This window comes from Halobacillus campisalis (assembly GCF_030345335.1).
Classification (GTDB): Bacteria; Bacillota; Bacilli; order Bacillales; family Halobacillaceae; genus Halobacillus_A; species Halobacillus_A campisalis.
The window spans coordinates 117,794-135,315 of the sequence record NZ_JAPVRC010000004.1; the positions used below are offsets into that span (position 1 = coordinate 117,794).

Annotated in this window: 16 protein-coding genes; 15 read left to right on the forward strand and 1 reads right to left on the reverse strand. The window is 42.8% G+C overall.

Features of this window, described 5'->3' with window-relative positions:
- The first annotated feature begins 113 nt into the window (after window positions 1-113).
- From O2Q26_RS10320 to O2Q26_RS10380, 13 genes are all read left to right on the forward strand, one after another.
- The gene (locus tag O2Q26_RS10320; RefSeq protein ID WP_289215831.1) at window positions 114-314 is read left to right on the forward strand and encodes a hypothetical protein; all 201 of its coding nucleotides are present in this window, start codon (window positions 114-116) and stop codon (window positions 312-314) included.
- A 172-nt stretch (window positions 315-486) separates the two neighbouring features.
- On the forward strand, window positions 487-3,003 hold the full coding sequence (secA, locus tag O2Q26_RS10325; RefSeq protein WP_289215832.1) for a preprotein translocase subunit SecA: 2,517 nt from the start codon (window positions 487-489) through the stop codon (window positions 3,001-3,003).
- Window positions 3,004-3,084: 81 nt separating this feature from the next.
- A protein-coding gene (gene prfB, locus O2Q26_RS10330; RefSeq protein WP_289215833.1) for a peptide chain release factor 2 occupies window positions 3,085-4,186 on the forward strand; the annotation gives its coding sequence in 2 pieces (ribosomal slippage) (window positions 3,085-3,156 and window positions 3,158-4,186; 1,101 coding nt in all).
- 210 nt (window positions 4,187-4,396) lie between these two features.
- Window positions 4,397-5,236, forward strand: a complete 840-nt coding sequence (locus tag O2Q26_RS10335; RefSeq protein ID WP_371925025.1) for a YitT family protein — start codon at window positions 4,397-4,399, stop codon at window positions 5,234-5,236.
- Between the two features lie 59 nt (window positions 5,237-5,295).
- Window positions 5,296-5,649, forward strand: a complete 354-nt coding sequence (cccB, locus tag O2Q26_RS10340) for a cytochrome c551 (RefSeq protein WP_289215834.1) — start codon at window positions 5,296-5,298, stop codon at window positions 5,647-5,649.
- A gap of 307 nt (window positions 5,650-5,956) precedes the next feature.
- Window positions 5,957-6,643, forward strand: a complete 687-nt coding sequence (gene ftsE / locus O2Q26_RS10345; protein ID WP_253935392.1) for a cell division ATP-binding protein FtsE — start codon at window positions 5,957-5,959, stop codon at window positions 6,641-6,643.
- On the forward strand, window positions 6,633-7,526 hold the full coding sequence (gene ftsX, locus O2Q26_RS10350; protein WP_289215835.1) for a permease-like cell division protein FtsX: 894 nt from the start codon (window positions 6,633-6,635) through the stop codon (window positions 7,524-7,526). The genes ftsE and ftsX overlap by 11 nt, the downstream gene beginning before the upstream one ends.
- 28 nt (window positions 7,527-7,554) lie before the next feature.
- On the forward strand, window positions 7,555-9,006 hold the full coding sequence (locus O2Q26_RS10355) for a murein hydrolase activator EnvC family protein (protein ID WP_289215836.1): 1,452 nt from the start codon (window positions 7,555-7,557) through the stop codon (window positions 9,004-9,006).
- A 473-nt stretch (window positions 9,007-9,479) separates the two neighbouring features.
- Window positions 9,480-10,070 (forward strand): copper resistance CopC family protein, encoded by a 591-nt coding sequence (locus O2Q26_RS10360; protein ID WP_289215837.1) that lies wholly within the window; start codon window positions 9,480-9,482, stop codon window positions 10,068-10,070.
- Window positions 10,067-11,221 (forward strand): copper resistance D family protein, encoded by a 1,155-nt coding sequence (locus O2Q26_RS10365; RefSeq protein ID WP_289215838.1) that lies wholly within the window; start codon window positions 10,067-10,069, stop codon window positions 11,219-11,221. The genes O2Q26_RS10360 and O2Q26_RS10365 overlap by 4 nt, the downstream gene beginning before the upstream one ends.
- Before the next feature lie 96 nt (window positions 11,222-11,317).
- Complete coding sequence (locus O2Q26_RS10370; protein WP_289215839.1) at window positions 11,318-12,817, forward strand: S41 family peptidase; 1,500 nt, start codon at window positions 11,318-11,320, stop codon at window positions 12,815-12,817.
- Window positions 12,818-12,903: 86 nt separating this feature from the next.
- Window positions 12,904-14,085 carry a PDZ domain-containing protein gene (locus O2Q26_RS10375; RefSeq protein WP_289215840.1) on the forward strand — a complete coding sequence of 394 codons (1,182 nt, stop codon included), beginning with the start codon at window positions 12,904-12,906 and terminating at the stop codon, window positions 14,083-14,085.
- 238 nt (window positions 14,086-14,323) lie between these two features.
- Window positions 14,324-15,175, forward strand: coding sequence for an ABC transporter ATP-binding protein (locus O2Q26_RS10380; RefSeq protein WP_289215841.1), 852 nt, complete (start codon window positions 14,324-14,326; stop codon window positions 15,173-15,175).
- Between the two features lie 40 nt (window positions 15,176-15,215).
- On the opposite strand, the gene O2Q26_RS10385 is transcribed toward O2Q26_RS10380, so the two are convergent.
- Window positions 15,216-15,872, reverse strand: coding sequence for a haloacid dehalogenase type II (locus O2Q26_RS10385; protein WP_289215842.1), 657 nt, complete (start codon window positions 15,870-15,872; stop codon window positions 15,216-15,218).
- A 117-nt stretch (window positions 15,873-15,989) separates the two neighbouring features.
- Here O2Q26_RS10385 and O2Q26_RS10390 point away from each other — a divergent pair, with 117 nt between their 5' ends.
- Together O2Q26_RS10390 and O2Q26_RS10395 are read left to right on the forward strand one after the other, a co-directional pair.
- Window positions 15,990-16,538 carry a metal-dependent hydrolase gene (locus O2Q26_RS10390; RefSeq protein ID WP_289215843.1) on the forward strand — a complete coding sequence of 183 codons (549 nt, stop codon included), beginning with the start codon at window positions 15,990-15,992 and terminating at the stop codon, window positions 16,536-16,538.
- An 83-nt stretch (window positions 16,539-16,621) separates the two neighbouring features.
- Window positions 16,622-17,503, forward strand: a complete 882-nt coding sequence (locus tag O2Q26_RS10395; protein ID WP_289215844.1) for a COX15/CtaA family protein — start codon at window positions 16,622-16,624, stop codon at window positions 17,501-17,503.
- Window positions 17,504-17,522 lie beyond the last annotated feature (19 nt).

Below are 17,522 nucleotides of genomic sequence, written 5' to 3' on the forward strand. Positions count from 1 at the left end.
AAAATGATTTTTATATCCTTGCTCCCGATTGATTATCGAAATTCCGCCTTTTTTCTTTCAATTCCTTCCATGATATAAATAAATAGTAACAATCCTACCTTGGAGGCGAAATCATGACCAGTACTTATACTTGCTCAGATTGTGTTCATTTATATGAACGTTTAAAACAACAAGAAGAAACGATTGCTCAGCTCGTAGAAATCATTGGTACAGCTAATCGACGTATATATGAAGTCGATCAGCGCCAATCGAACATGGAGCATCAGTTGATTCGTGAGCAGCAACCCCGCTTGGCCCCTTCTCATTCCTTATAATCGCCTCCGCCGATCGGGCAGTTCACCCCCGGACTGCTCCGTCGGTATTTCTTCGCTCACACCAGTCCTTCACGTTCTCTGATTTGTTGTCATTTCGCTGTTCTTAGTGTTATGATAAGGTGTGGATTAAACTATTCAACCGAAGATAGGATATTAAAGAGGAGCGGTTGCAATGCTTGGAACATTAAAAAAGATTTTTGGTGATGGAAACTCACGCCAACTTAAAAGTTTAGAAAAAATAGCGGAGAAGGTAGATGAGTTAGAATCAGATTTAGAGAAACTGTCTGACGATGGTCTTCGCAATAAAACAGATGAATTCAAGTCCCGATATGAAAAAGGAGAAAAGCTTGATGATATGATGGTGGAAGCTTATGCTGTCGTACGTGAAGCCTCCAAACGCGTGTTAGGTATGCGCCCGTTCACTGTCCAGATCCTTGGTGCCGTAGCCCTTCACGAGGGGAATATAGCCGAAATGAAAACAGGTGAAGGTAAAACATTAGCTTCTACTATGCCTGCATATTTGAACGCTATAACCGGGAAAGGTGTTCACATTATTACGGTCAACGACTATCTAGCGAGTCGTGATGCGAAGGAAATGGGTGAGCTTTTTCAATTCCTCGGTCTGACTGTTGGTTTGAACTTAAATGGAATGTCCAAAGATGATAAAAGAGAAGCTTATTTGGCTGATATTACGTACGGAACCAACAACGAGTTTGGTTTCGATTATTTGCGTGACAATATGGTTTTATATAAAGAGCAGATGGTGCAGCGTCCGCTTCACTTCGCGATCATTGATGAGGTTGATTCCATTCTGGTCGATGAAGCGCGTACTCCCTTGATCATTTCCGGCTCAGCGTCCAAGTCGGCTGATTTGTATCAGGCGGCGAATTCCTTTGTGCGTCTTCTTGAACGTGATGATGAATTTACGTTTGATGAAAAGACGAAGAACGTCCAGCTTACGGAGGAAGGGATCAACAAGGCAGAAAAATTCTTCAAAATTGAGAACTTGTTCGACCTTTCTAACGTATCATTGATCCACCACATCAACCAGGCTTTAAAAGCCCACACGACGATGCATCGTGATACGGATTATGTTGTGGAAGAGGATGAAGTCGTTATCGTCGACCAATTCACGGGCCGTCTTATGAAAGGACGACGCTATAGTGACGGGCTGCATCAGGCGATAGAAGCGAAGGAAGGCTTGCAGATCCAAAATGAAAGCATGACCCTTGCCTCTATCACATTCCAGAACTTATTCCGGATGTATGAAAAGCTGTCGGGGATGACTGGTACGGCTAAAACAGAAGAAGAAGAGTTCTTGAATATATACAATATGCGCGTCATAGCGATTCCAACGAATCAGCCGATTATCCGTGATGACAAACCAGATCTTGTTTATAAGACGATGGATGGCAAATTCCGTGCCGTCGTAGAAGATATTAAAGAACGTTATGAAAAAGGACAGCCTGTGCTTGTCGGAACAGTAGCTGTTGAAACATCAGAGATTATCTCTCGTTATTTGACTAAAGCTAAAGTACCTCATAATGTACTGAACGCAAAAAACCACTTCCGAGAAGCAGAAATCATTGAAAATGCAGGCCAAAAAGGCGCAGTGACGATTGCAACGAACATGGCCGGACGTGGTACCGACATTAAATTAGGCGATGGCGTCCGTGAAGCGGGCGGACTTGCTGTCATAGGTACAGAGCGTCACGAATCACGTCGGATCGATAATCAGCTGCGTGGTCGTTCAGGTCGTCAAGGTGATCCGGGAATGTCACAGTTTTATTTGGCTACTGATGATGAGCTGATGCGCCGTTTCGCTTCAGATAATATGCGCAACATGATGGAACGCCTCGGTATGGACGATTCACAGCCGATTGAAAGTAAAATGATTTCAAGAGCTGTGGAATCGGCTCAGAAACGGGTCGAGGGTAATAACTTTGATGCGCGTAAAACGATACTTTCATATGATGATGTGCTTCGTCAGCAGCGTGAAGTCATTTATAAACAGCGCTATGATGTTCTCACTTCCGAGAATCTGCGCGAAATCATTGAGCAGATGATTCAAAACGTCGTGCGAAAAACTGTACAGGCTCATACGTCTGAGGAAATCGATGACGATTGGGAGCTTGATTCCATTGTTGAATACGTGAAAGCCAACCTACTTCATGAAGGCGATGTAACGGTTGAAGACTTAAAAGGTAAAGATCCTGAAGAGATGGAAGAGCTCATTATAGAAAAAGTCAAAGTACGTTATGACGAAAAAGAAGCTGAGCTTACAGAAGAGCAGATGAGAGAATTCGAGAAAGTCATCCTGCTGCGGACGGTCGACCAGAAATGGATGGACCATATCGACCAAATGGATCAGCTTCGTCAAGGTATCCATTTACGCGCTTATGGACAGAATGACCCGCTTCGTGAATACCAATTCGAAGGTTTCAGTATGTTCGAGGCGATGGTTCAAACCATTGACGAAGAAGTGGCCAAGTACGTCATGAAAGCCCAAATCCGGAACAACCTCCAGCGTCAGGAAGTCGCGCAGGGTGCAAAGGCAGTTTCAGGGGACGGGGAAGAAAGTAAAGAATCTAAAAGAAAAATGCCTTACGTTAAAAAAGACACGGTAGGCCGGAATGATCCTTGCCCATGCGGCAGCGGTAAAAAATATAAAAATTGTCACGGATCTTAATAGACGAGGGCACTCTCACATAAGAGGGTGTCTTCCCTTGTGCTTACGTGATGTCTTGAATCTTACTAGGAGTGATGGAAAATGGATATGGCAGAAATTCGCCACGAACTCGATAATACAGCTAAACGATTAGCGGACTTCAGGGGGTCTCTTTGACGTCGAACAAAAGAAGACCCGCATTGCTGAGCTGGAAGAAGAAATGACAGAGCCAGGATTTTGGGACCAACAGGAAAACGCTCAAAAAGTTATCAATGAAGTGAATGGACTGAAAGGCCTTGTACACACATTGGAGGAGCATGAAGAATCCCACGAAAACCTGGAAGTCTCCTATGAGCTTGTAAAAGAAGAGGAAGATCAAGAGCTTCGTAAGGAATTGGAAGAGGAAGTGACCTCTCTAGTTGAGAACCTTAACGAATTTGAGCTTAACATGCTTCTAAGTGAACCTTATGACAAAAATAATGCCATCCTTGAGCTGCACCCGGGGGCAGGCGGAACTGAGTCGCAGGACTGGGCGAGCATGCTGCTTCGGATGTATACCCGTTATGCCGAGAAAAAAGGTTTTTCTGTAGAAACGATGGATTATCTTCCTGGTGATGAAGCTGGAGTGAAAAGTGTAACTCTGCTAATAAAAGGGCATAACGCTTATGGATACTTGAAAGCTGAAAAAGGAGTGCATCGCCTCGTCCGTATTTCTCCATTCGATTCATCTGGACGGCGTCACACGTCGTTTGTTTCATGCGAAGTTATGCCTGAATTCAACGATGAGGTCGAAATTGATGTGAGAACAGAGGACTTGAAAATTGACACGTACCGATCCAGCGGGGCTGGCGGGCAGCACGTCAACACGACAGACTCAGCAGTTCGTATTACCCACGTCCCGACTAAAACCGTTGTGACATGTCAATCCGAGCGGTCACAGTTGAAAAATAGGGATCAAGCAATGAAAATGCTTAAATCTAAGCTTTATCAGCTTGAAATAGAACGTCAACAGGCTGAGCTTGATGATATTCGAGGGGAGCAAAAGGAAATTGGCTGGGGCAGTCAAATCCGCTCCTACGTTTTCCATCCATATTCTATGGTGAAAGACCACCGTACCAATGTAGAAAACGGAAATTCCCAGGGCGTCATGGATGGGGAGCTTGATAAGTTCATTAACGCTTTTCTGCGTTCCAAAATGAATTAATGTAGAACCCTCTCTTTTCCACATGAAGAGAGGGTTTTTCTGTTTTACAGCTGGCTTCTACAATGTAATAACTTCACACTTTACCATAGTAATACGTTATCACAACCGCGTTTACATTCTGATCTTCTCAGTGGTATACTCCTAAACGGCAGTCGACTCATTCAGGAGGAATTTAGTATGATGATGGCAAAAAAATACCGGCGCCAGCCTATGCCCCCTTTATTACGACATATCATTGAATATGGACTAGTCATTCTGGGGTCATTTTTTGTGGCGCTCGCTTTTAATATATTTCTACTCCCCAATAATATTGCTTCAGGCGGAGTTGCAGGAATCAGTACGATAACTAAGGGAGTATTCGGTTGGGAGCCGGGGATTGTACAGGCTGTTCTTAATGTGCCTCTTTTCATTACAGGTGTCATTATCCTCGGGAAAAATTTTGGCTTGAAGTCATTTGTAGGTACAATGGTTCTCCCTTTGTTCGTTTTGTTGACAAGTCAATTGGAACCGGCTTCAGAAAATCCTCTTTTAGGAGCGATTTTTGGTGGTATGGGTGTCGGGTTAGGCCTTGGTATTGTGTTTAGAGGGCGTGCTTCTACTGGCGGGATCGATTTAGCTGCTCAAGTACTACATAAGTTTACGCATCTCCCGCTTGGAGTCAGCGTGGCGCTATTTGATGGTATGATCGTTCTTACGTCTGCTCTCGTTTTTTCTGTAGAAGAAGGACTATATGCTTTAATCGGACTATTCGTGACCAGTCGAACGATTGATTTTGTACAAGTGGGATTGAACACCTCTAAAAATGTGATGATCATTACGAACGACGTGGACAAAGTGAGATCAGCAATTCTACATGAAATTGATCGCGGAGTTACAGTTTTGAGTGGTGCTGGAGGGTATACGGAAGAAGAGCGGAGAATTATCATGTGTGTCGTTCAGCAAAATGAATTCATTAAATTGACACAAACGGTCAAACTCATTGACCCAGGGGCTTTCGTGGTTGCTATGAACGCCACAGAAGTACTTGGAGAGGGTTTTAAAACAAGTTGATTAGGTTATACTAATCTATAATCCATTTATGAAAAAATTACCTGTTTGGGGGTTACGCGATGAAGAAATTATTATGGGCTTCTTTAGTAGGGATGATCTTAGTATTAGGTGCCTGTGGCGGTGGAGACGATGAATCCGGAAATGGCGGTGAGTCTGAAGATACCGGCAGTGAAGAGTCCAGTTTTGATGGGGATGTTGCGGCGGCTGAAGAAGTATTTCAGCAAAACTGTGCAAGCTGTCACGGCGGCGACATGGAAGGGAATGTCGGTCCGGCGTTAACTGAAATCGGATCTAAATATTCTGCTGATGAGATCCAGTCGATCATCCAAGAAGGAAAAGGTTCCATGTCAGCGCAAAATGTTGAAGAGAGCGATGCTGAATTAGTAGCGAGCTGGCTTGCAACAATGGAGTGATATATTAATATTTCTTAGCGAACCCGACAGAATATAGTCGGGTTTTTTATATGGTCATTTTCCATAACGTGGAACTATTACATAGACATTCCTTAAACCATTTACACAATATAGAAAATACGTACATATCCTGAAAAAAATGTCGAATTTTATATATTTATTAAAGATTCTGAAATGAAAATGTAATATTTTTTTATCATAAAAACTCGAATCTGAATGGTATAATGAACGAGGACTTAAGACGATAAACAGCTAGAGTTAAAAAACAACTTAGAAGATTGATAGTAAAGGAGTTAAGGTGATCTGTATGATTGAAATGAAGGGAGTCTATAAGACTTACCCTAATGGTGTGACGGCTTTAAATGGGATCGACGTACATATAGATCAAGGAGAATTTGTATATGTAGTAGGGCCCAGCGGGGCGGGAAAGTCGACATTCACGAAGCTGATGTTCAGAGAAGAAAAGGCGACAAAAGGCACTGTTAACGTAAATAATTTTAATTTAACTACGATAAAAGAAAAAAAAGTACCGTTTTTACGCAGGAATGTAGGAGTCGTTTACCAGGACTTCCGTCTGCTTCCAAGACTGACAGTCTATGAGAACGTTGCATTTGCTTTAGAGGTTATTGAAGAATCTCCTAACCAAATTCGGCGTCGTGTCATGGATGTTTTGGATCAAGTCAGGTTAAAAAATAAAGCGCGTTTTATTCCTGATGAATTATCCGGTGGAGAGCAGCAGAGGGTATCTATTGCGAGAGCGATTGTAAATCGTCCGCGCCTCTTGATCGCTGACGAGCCTACAGGGAATTTAGATCCGGATACTTCATGGGAAATCATGCACATTTTAGAAGAAATCAATGCTAAAGGAACCACTGTACTTATGGCTACCCACAGCCAGGAAATTGTAAACACCATTCGTAAACGTGTTATCGCCATTGAAGATGGTCAAATCGTTCGTGATGAGGCTCGGGGGGAATACGGTTATGAAATTTAAAACCCTCGGCAGACATGCTCGTGAAGGAACTAAAAGTGTTTGGCGTAATGGCTGGATGACGATTTCAGCGGTGGGAGCCGTTACAACGACATTACTGCTTGTAGGAGTATTTCTTGCTCTAATGCTGAACTTGAATGAAATAGCTGGAAACATAGAAGATGATGTTGAAGTGAAAGTTCTTGTTGAATTGACAGCGGACGAGCAGCAGGTTTCAGAACTTGAAAATAACCTGGGAGATTTACCAGCCGTCGGTGAATTGACCTACTCTTCTAAAGAAGAAGAATTAGATGAATTAGTAGATAGTCTCGGAGATCAGGGGAAGGCTTTTGAACTGTTTGAACAGAGCAACCCATTAAATGATGCCTTTATCATTAAACCTGATAATCCTGTTGATGCCGTTCAAATTGCGGAAGAAGCAGAAGCTATGGATCAGGTAGATGAGGTCGACTTCGGAGAAGAAATCGTCCAGAGGCTGTTCCAGTTTAATGAATATGCAAGATATATCGGGTTGGGTCTAATCGTAGGGTTAGTCTTTACAGCTATCTTTTTAATATCTAATACGATCAAGATAACGATCATCGCCCGTAAAAAAGAGATTGGCATTATGAAACTAGTAGGAGCGACTAATGCGTTTATCCGTTGGCCTTTCTTCGTGGAAGGATTGATCCTTGGGGTTCTCGGATCCATCATTCCAATTGCGGCCGTGATGAGTGGTTATTACTATTTATATTATAATTTGCAAGACCGCATACAGTTCGACTTCATCCAATTACTTCCATTCAACCCTTTCGCTTTTCAGCTGGCAGGTTTGATTCTTGTAATTGGAGCATTCATAGGCGTTTGGGGAAGCGTTATGAGTGTAAGGAAGTTCTTGAAAGTTTAACGGAATTCAGGGGGAGGAAAACGGTCATATGAGAAAGTTTTACACCTTATCATTAACTACTCTGCTTGCAGCGGGGGCATTGTTTACACCTCTTAAAGAAGTCAGCGCCAATGCAGACTTGGAAGAAGTACGGGAGGAACTAAAAGAGCTTGAAGAAGAAAAAGGCAGCGTAGATGAAAAGAAAAATGATGTTGCCGACGACAAAAACAGTACAGAAGAAGAAATTTCTGAGAATGAAGAAGAACAAGAAGAGACTCAGGACAAAATGGAAGAACTTGATAATAAACTGAGTGAAACTCAAGAAAATCTTCGCTTGAAAGAAGAAGAGATTAAGAAAACAGAAGAGGAAATAGAACAGCTAGAAAAGGATATAGATGAGCTTAAGGAACGTATCGACGAGCGTGAAGAATTGCTTACAGAGCGGTTACGTGCTTTGCAAAAGAGTGGAGGAGACGTGCAATACCTGGAGGTCATCATGGGGTCGCAAAGCTTCGGTGATTTTCTAGATCGTGCGTCAGCCGTCACTACCATCATGGACCAGGATAAGAACATCATGGATACCCATATGGAAGAGAAAGCTCTGTTAGAAGAAAAGCAAATAGAAGTGGAAGAAAAAATGGCTGATCTTGAAGAACAGAAAGCTGATCTTGAAAATATCCAGGAAGAACTGGACAGTCAATTAGAAGAAAAAGAAGAATTGATGGAAGAGCTTGAGATGCAGGAAGAAGAGCTTCATGATCATAAAATGGCCCTTGAAGAAGAAGAATCATTATTAAGTGGACAAGAGGCAGCTATTCAAGAAGCAATGAAAAATGCAGAAGAAGATGAAGAGAATATCCAGGCTGAAATCGAAAGAGAAAAAGAACGTGAGAGAGAGCGCGAACGTGAATTAGAGCGACAAAGAGAAGAAGAAGCTAAGAAAGCAGAAGAGGCAAAAGAAGAAGCTGAAGAAGCAAAAGAAGAAGAAGAAGAAACAAAAGAAGAAAGCAGTTCAAGCAGCTCGGAGAAGAGCAGTTCTTCGGAATCATCGAGCGGTTCCGGTTCATCGGCCAGCAGTTCATCAGCTCCAGCCCCTTCTTCTTCCAGCGATAAGTTCATGCGGCCATCAAGCGGGCCAGTCACTTCAGGATTTGGTCCACGCTGGGGAAGTGAACACCAGGGGATCGATCTTGGAGGAAACGGATTACCGGTGGTTGCCGCCGCTTCTGGTGAAGTGTTGAGGTCATATTACTCATCTTCTTACGGAAACGTAGTGTATGTTACTCACTATATCGATGGACAAGTTTACACCACCGTTTATGCGCACATGCAAAATCGTGAAGTAAGCTCAGGAGATCGTGTATCGAAGGGAGAGCAACTTGGCCGTGTAGGAAATACAGGCCGTTCAACCGGACCCCACCTTCACTTTGAAGTTCATGAAGGAGCCTGGAATGCTTCCAAGAGTAATGCAGTAGACCCTAGGACACATGTCAACTTCTAAATCTATATATCTATGAAGCTAAAAGAAACCATTTGTATTCAGCAAATGGTTTCTTTTCTTTTGGCTATGTGTTGATATTGATAATTGAGTTATTCAACAATATGGCAGGATTGAGGAAGACTTGATTTCGAGACATTTGATGAGAGGGTCTGGGCGGCGGGAAATGACTCGTTTTCCTTGGGAGAGCGGTGAGCTTCCTGGGACGTCCTGTCCTGCGGGATCTCACCAAGCGTTAGTTCTTTTTCATAATTGTACTCCTTAGAACAAACGTGGCACATAGTCATTCCCCTTTTTATAATGGCCGGGCATAGTTGTACTTTTCAAGTGTACGAACTCCAAAGAAAGTATTCTGACGTCACAATATCGTTAATATTTTTTTATAGCTTACCACTAGGATCTTTGTTATAACTAAACTATAATCGTGTATGTAGACGATTTAATATCATTCATTAAATTAAGAAAGAGGTTAAAATATGAAGAAAGCCGTGGTAATGCTCATCATGCTGGTTCTTATTTTCCCTACGCTGGCAGGTGCTCATACTCATTTGGAGAGTGCAGACCCTGAAGCAGGGGAGACGATTTCAGAAGTGAACTCGACGATAACGCTGACATTTGACTCTCCTGTCCAGGAGCCGAACGAGATTAACGTAACAAACGGAAGCGGAGAAGAAATGGAAATTACTGAGATTAATCATTCACCTGAAAATGTCATTGAAGTTACGCTCCCCTCATCCATGGAAAATGGAGATTTCACTTTGTTTTACAGCATTGTAGGGGAAGACGGTCATATCATGGAAGATGAACTTGAGTACAAATATGAAGGTCTTGAAGATGTTGAAGAAAACGAAGAAGCTGCTGAAGAAGCAGCGGAAGAAGAAGCAGAAAAGGAAGCGGAAAACGAAGCAGGAAATGCATCGGATGAAAGCGCCACTGAATCTGATGAGCAAGTAGAATCCAGTGAGGATCAGTCAGGAAATGAGGGAGGCTGGACGCTTCCGCTTATTGTAGCTCTTTTAGCTGCAGTAGCAGTCATCGCCTTTATGTTTATTAGGAAGAAGTCATGATTTACGCTTTTAGCAACAGCATTTTGTATATATGCTTTGCTATAATTATCGGTGCCAGTATCCTGTCGATCATTCCTAAAGACCATAGGCCAGAGCTTCAACTTCCGAAGACTTTGATCAAAGGAAGTACCTTGCTCGTACCGATTGTGTCTCTTGTACCTGTCCTGGAGCTGGCGGGCGGTATCAATGTTTATCGTGACGAGTCGTTCATGGCTAGTTTGATGTATGTGTGGCTGCACCTGGAAACGGGAAAAGCCTGGTTGGTGCTGGCCCTTTTGTCCCTGCTCTTTATCGTGTTATTAAGTTTAAAAGTAAGGCAATCGGTTATTTTCGGTGCCGGTCTAATGATCGCTTTAGGAATGATCGTTACCCAGGGGGTAGTCGGACATTCGGCCAACATGGGCAGTTTTCCGGGAGCTGCCGCCCATATTTTTCATCTTGTTTCTGTCAGCTCATGGGCAGGGGTGCTGCTGATTGTGAGCTGGTTCTCGGTAAGTGACCGCCATTGGAAGGAGTTCATTGATTGGTTTACGTTTCTAGCCTTAGGCTGCATCGTAATCCTCACATTTACAGGCTTGTTTATGACCTTCCTGCTTAACGAAAACCTTGTGGATTCGTGGGTTTTAACGTATGGTCAAGCACTGTTATTGAAGCATTTACTATATGTGCCGCTTTTGTTGTTTGCGTGTATTAACGGCTTTCTCATAAAGCAAAAGATGCGTCATAATCACTCATTTTCACCTCGATCCTGGTGGAGAGCAGAAAGTCTGATCCTGATCAGTATTTTTACGGTTACTGGATTTTTGACGGAGAAGGAACCTGCCCATAATATTTCGCAGACGTTAAGAGGAGAAGAGCCTTCAATCCTATTTCGGACGTTCACTTCTATCTCAGCAGGAGCTGAGCCTCATTTGGTTATTCAGCCAAGTGTCATCAGCCTTCTTTTTCTAGCCGTAGGCGGCGTGTTTTTATTTCTCATATTTTATGCTTTTCAGCAAAACAGTTCTCCTGCCGCTGCTCTAAGTATTGCTGGGCTTGCTATCATAAGCGTATATTTCGGACTCATGAGTGCGCTTTCTATTGGGGAAGAGGCAACGCTGGGAGTTTGGAACTACGAGGCTTTGGACATTCTTACTAAAATTGTGGCATAAGTTTATAAATAAAGCATCTCACGTTTACGGTGTGGTGCTTTTTTTGCTAGTATAGAAGAATCAAGTAGAAATTTTTTACACAGAAGGGTGAATGCGATGAATGTTAAACCACGTTACGTCGCGATCATAGTGGGGCTTGCTTTACTATTAGGGGCCGCGGGGTCGTATGTGGGGATGCAGTATTTTGGGGTGTCCTCCAATGATAATGCTGGTCAATCTGCGAATGTAGAAAAAGAAGCAGAGAATTTTGCGGATTTATCAGAAGACGAACAAAAGAGTTTCATAGAAGGTTTGTCAGGTGATACAGACATAGAAAAGGTTGAACAAGCCTACCAGATGATACAGGAGAACTCTTTGATCGAAGCTGAGGATAACCAGCTGATTGAAGGAGCAATCGAAGGTATGCTGGATACATTAGACGACCCTTATAGTACGTATATGGATAAAGAAACGATGAAGCAGTTCGATCAGTCCATTGAATCTTCCTTCCAAGGTATAGGTGCCGAAGTGAGCATGGTGGACGAAAAGGTAACTATAGTAGCCCCTATTAAAGGATCACCCGCAGAAGAGGCTGGTTTGAAGCCTAACGATCAAATCCTTGAGGTGGATGGCGAGAGTGTCGAAGGACTTGACTTATACGATGCGGTTTCCAAAATCAGAGGTGAAAAAGGATCGGAGGTCACTTTGACGATTGAGCGGCCGGGATCGAGTGACTCTTTGGAAATCGATCTTGTAAGAGATGATATTCCGCTTGAAACGGTATATAAAGATACAAAAACGGTCGATGGGAAAAAAGCCGGGATCATTGAAATTACTTCCTTCTCTGAAAAAACATCCAAAGAGTTTGAAAATGCTTTGAATGAGCTTGAGGAAGAAAATATAGAAGGTCTTGTAATTGACGTAAGAGGTAATCCAGGTGGACTGTTCACCGATGTACAGGAAATATTAGAGCAGTTTATCACAGATGAACAGCCTTATGTGCAAGTGGAAGATAGTGAGGGCGAAAAATCTGAATACCGATCGAACCTTCAAGAAATGAAGGACTATCCAATCACGGTGCTTCAGGATGAAGGAAGCGCCTCGGCTTCTGAAATATTATCAGCTGCTATGAATGAAGCGGGCGGCTATGATATCGTCGGAACGAAAAGCTTCGGTAAAGGCACTGTGCAGCAGACAATGCCTATGGGTGATGGAAGTACGATCAAGTTGACGCTGTATAAGTGGCTGACACCGGAAGGTAACTGGATCCATGAAAAAGGAGTCGAGCCTACGGTAGAAGTTAAGCAGCCTGAATATTTCTATACAAACCCTGTAGAAATTGAGAAAGAATTAAGCTACGACGATAATGCTGAGCAAATTGAAAATGTACAAATCATGTTAGAAGGATTAGGTTATGAGCCAGGTCGAACTGACGGGTACTTCAGTAAAGAAACAGAAGCTGCTGTCTCTGAATTCCAGGCTGATCAAGGGCTTGAGACATCAGGCAAGGTAAATGAAGAAACTGGCGGAAAAATTCAAGAGTTGATTATCGAGCAGGTTCGTTCAGGTGAGAATGATCAACAAATGGATAAAGCCATAGATGTATTGTTTAAATAAGCAGGATTTAAGCAAAAAATCTCGAAGTTAATCCGTAGTCTACAGACTGCGGATTTTTTCGAGGAAAAGGGAGAGGGGGCATAATGATGGAGGTTTGGTTCGAAGAATTTCTTCAAGGTTTTATCAGGCTGATGACTCAGCCGCTATTATATTGGTCTATTATACTATTGTTTGTCATATCGATACGGAGAATGAAACAGGAGCGCAGGCGATTCGGGACGAGAGTATATGATATCTTCACCGAGGGGAGAAGTACGTGGAGGGTCTCTTTAGTTGCAGGATTTCTTATTTCGATATTTGCTTTAGCCGGGGGGATGGTTTTTACTACAGCTTCGTTATTGGTAGTAACAGGAATTACAATCCTTTTAAGCCTCCCATTAAAGCTGACATGGTTATCTCCAGCTTATACACTCGGAATCTCGATCCTATTGATTTTTGGGATATCCTATGTGCCGGGTCTCTCTTTCATAGAACAGACAATTCCAGGCGTGACCGGAGTTTCATTGCCGGGAATGGCCATCATACTTAGTATTTTACTTGTCGTAGAAGGGGTTTTCCTTATGAAAACTTCATCACGGCGCACGTTTCCGGAACGTGTTCCGGGGCCGCGTGGGAAAAAGATTGGTCAACACCGGGTAAAAAAACTCGCACTGATTCCGATGGTTACACTTTTTCCAGCAGGAATGATCGAACCGGTTGCTGATTGGTGGCCACTCTTCAGCATAGGCGAAGGCAGATATGGTTTAGTAATGTTTCCTGTTTTATTAGGTTATGAATGGCTGGCGAGAGCTCAGTCTCCGAAATTGTCAGCGATCAGACTTGGAAGGCAGACGATTGCGATAGCTGTTGTCACTTTATTCATTGCTGTAAGCAGTATATTTTTCCCTGTACTTGCTGCCGCTGCCGTTCTTATAGCTGTCCTGGGAAGACTAGCGATTTATTCAATTCACAGCAGCAGGGAGAAAAATCAGCCCTATTTCACAGAGGACCACCGCGGCGTCCGAATACTTGGGACGATACCGGGAAGCCCAGCGGATGAGATGGACCTTTTACCAGGCGAGTTGATCATCAGAGTTAACGGCATTTATGTTTCTTCTGTTAACGAACTGTATGAAGCCTTACAGACAAACCGGGCGCTTACTAAGATCGAAGTGAAGGATTTCCAAGGCGAGAACCGTTTTGAGCAGAGAGCGATGTACGAAGGGGAGCACCACCAGTTAGGATTGCTGTTCGTTCAAGAAAATTCTTATGAACCAATGGCTCAGTAAAGAGACAGGTAAAGCTCAATACATCGAGCTTTTGCCTGTCTTTATTTTTTGAAAATTTTATGAATAGTATCTTTTTTTAATGAAAATGATTCTCAAATTCATTGACACAATTCGATTTACCTTCTAAACTTAAAAGAGATGTAATAGCCCATTCTTGAATTAATTAACTGAGAATATACTTGAAATTATACTTAAACCATTCAGACGAACGGGTCGTTTGTAAAGGAGAGAAAAGCAGATGGAGTCATTGCTGGCGAACAATCTGACGTTAGGTTATGGAGATCAAATTATAATTGATTCATTAGATATAAAAATTCCTAAAGGGAAAGTTACCGTTTTAATTGGGGGTAACGGCTGCGGAAAATCCACTTTGCTTCGTTCACTTGCTCGATTGCTGAAGCCGAAATCCGGAGAAGTCATTCTGGACAGTGCTGATATTTCTAAAATGCGCACGAAAGATGTTGCTAAAAAAATGGCGATTCTTCCACAAAGTCCGACTACTCCTGAAGGATTGAGTGTTTATCAGCTAGTCAAGCAAGGACGCTACCCATACCAGAGCTGGGCTAAAAAGTGGTCGAAGGAAGATGAAGATTCTGTCAATAAGGCTCTTCACGATACGAACTTGACCGAATTGAAGGACCGTTCGGTGGATTCTTTATCAGGAGGTCAGCGTCAAAGGGCGTGGATCGCAATGACGCTCGCTCAAAATACAGATTTGCTGCTGCTTGATGAACCGACGACTTATCTAGACATGACCCACCAAATTGATATTCTCGATTTATTGTTCGATTTGAATCAGGATAATGGACGTACGGTAGTCATGGTTCTTCACGATATAAATTTGGCTTGTCGATATGCAGACCATATTGTGGCTGTGAAGGATAAAGAAGTCTTTGATCAAGGGAAGCCTGAAGATGTCATTACTTGTGAATTGATGCAGCATGTTTTTGAAATGAACTGTGATGTACGACAGGATCCGCTTTTTGGTACTCCGATGTGCATTCCGCACGGCAAAGGACGTTGTTTAATCAAACAAGCCCAAGCTGAAGCGCAGAAGACACAAGGGCAGAGCCAGACCGTCGTCAGCTAAAAAAAGCCTCAAGGCCGGGTTCACGGTCTTGAGGCTTTTCTTATGGCTTTGAAGGAATATCAGTCAAATCATGAAGGATATGAGTAGGCTCAATTCCTAATTCCGGCCACTTTTGTTCATTACGGTTAACCCAGGCGGTATCGAAACCATACTGGGCAGCTCCTGCGACATCCCATGGATTACTCGAAAAGAATAGAATTTCGTCCTGTGAAGCCTGCAGCTTATCTTCTGCAAAATGATAAGCGTCCGGATGAGGTTTATAGACTTTCGGTGTATCCGCACTGAGCTGCAGGAAGGACTCAGCCAGCTGGTTGTTATCGAGCAGTGGCTTGAGCATTGATTTCGTTCCGTTTGAAAAAATCGTTAATTCCTTTTCAGGGTGCTTTTCTTTCAAGAAAGGAACTTCATCGTAAGGTTTTAATTTTTCGTATTGTTTCATCAAATGATTTATGGTTTCATTATCCGCCTCTGCACCTGAAGAAACGAGTGCATCTTTTAAGGCCCAGCGAGTGACTTGATCGAATGAAACATACCCATCGATCAATTGACGCACCATGAAATAATGAATTTGTCTGCTGCGCCACTGCTCGCTGACCTGCGGCCCTTTGTCTGGAAAATGGTCATGAATGGCATCCATGACAGAATGGACATCGAATAATGTACCATATGCATCGAATATATAAGCTTTATAACTCATTTTAATTCTGCCTCCTGTCTATCTTTGGGGTACCCTTTCATCTTTTTCTATAAACCTTAAAAATAATGACAAAAAAGAGCAGGGAGGGTAAACTGGATAGACTAAGGGAGGGAGCCTATGAATACCCTGCATCACGGTTATTGGACGTTTTTCGCAACGAGAAAAAGTCCTTACTTAGCCTGGTTCATAATGGGGAGCATATTCCCAGATGTCGTCTATTACGTGATGTTTCTATATTTGGTTATAGAGAGGGCCCATATATTCGGCAGTACGGACTTATCAGAGTATCTCTATATGGTTGTCCACGAATTATTTGAGCATCCGGTTGTATCCTTGCTCCGGCAAACGGGGCATTCTTTATTTATATGGGCCTTGATTTTTGTTGTACTTATTTATATAAAAGGCAGGAAATTGACGAGATGGACGGCTTTCATGTATGGGTGGCTCGGTCATGTCATTCTGGATCTGCTCACCCACGTAGAAGATGCCGTGCCGACTTTTTATCCGGTGAGTGATTACACCTTCAGGAGTGGCGTTTCTTACTGGGATGACGACCATTATGGTGGTGTTTTTTCATTGGTGAATATTTTCCTTATCATCATTTCTCTCCTTTATTTGTGGATTGGAAAACGGAGTAAGGATAAGAAGTTCACAAAAAATTCATGAGGGGAACCCGCAACCTATAGGCAATTTCATGATATGATTTGTGAGAAGATGATTAAATGACTAGAAATAGGAAGGGTAAGACGATGAAAAAATTCTCGATATTAACGACAATCGTCACGTTTATTGCTCTCATTCTTGGTAATTTAGTAGTTGCTACTAATTCAGGAGATGCATGCGGGACGACTTGGCCGGTTTGTAATGGTCAGATTATACCAGACTTTACAGATTACCATATACTGATCGAATATTCTCACCGATTAATGGTTCCTTTGCTTGCTATCTTAACGTTCATCAATGCAGTCGGAGCGATTTTAAAGCATCGTGAAAAACGCGCTGTTGTAGTTCTGGCGGTTTTGAGTTTAGGAATGCTGCTGTTCCAATCGGCAATTGGCGGTTTAAACGTATTGCTTGGGACACCTCCTGGATTTACAACTTTAGATGTCACGTTTAGTCAAGTGCTGCTGCTCATTCTCGTGCTGCTGAGTTACAGTCTTCACGAAACGAAAATCGAATTGGATCAGGTAAGCTGGTCGACTGTAAGCATGAGTTACCGGGCTTTTGTGCTCGGGTTCACCGTTTATATGGCCCAAGTCATTCTTGGTGCATTTTTCAAACACAGCCGCGCCAGTAATGTCATGATGGATATTCCTGCGGCTGAGTACTTGATTAGAAGTGAGTCGGTTGCCAACATGGTATATTCTCTTCATTGGGTGGCTACAGTCGTCATTTTTGTAGCAGCCCTCTGGTATGTGATTTACGCGACGAGGTTCAAGTATCATAAAGTCCTTGCCTGGGCTTATTTATCGACGATCTTATTGAACGCTGTAGTCGGGTTTGTCATTGTAGTGACTGGTAATGTTGTTCTTGCTTCCTCCATGCATATGATTCTATCTACTATAACCACAGTTATCGGTGGAATGATATTAGGCGGCTATTGGTTCAAGCTTCATAAGAAACATATTTAACCCGTTTAAAAAAGCTGTC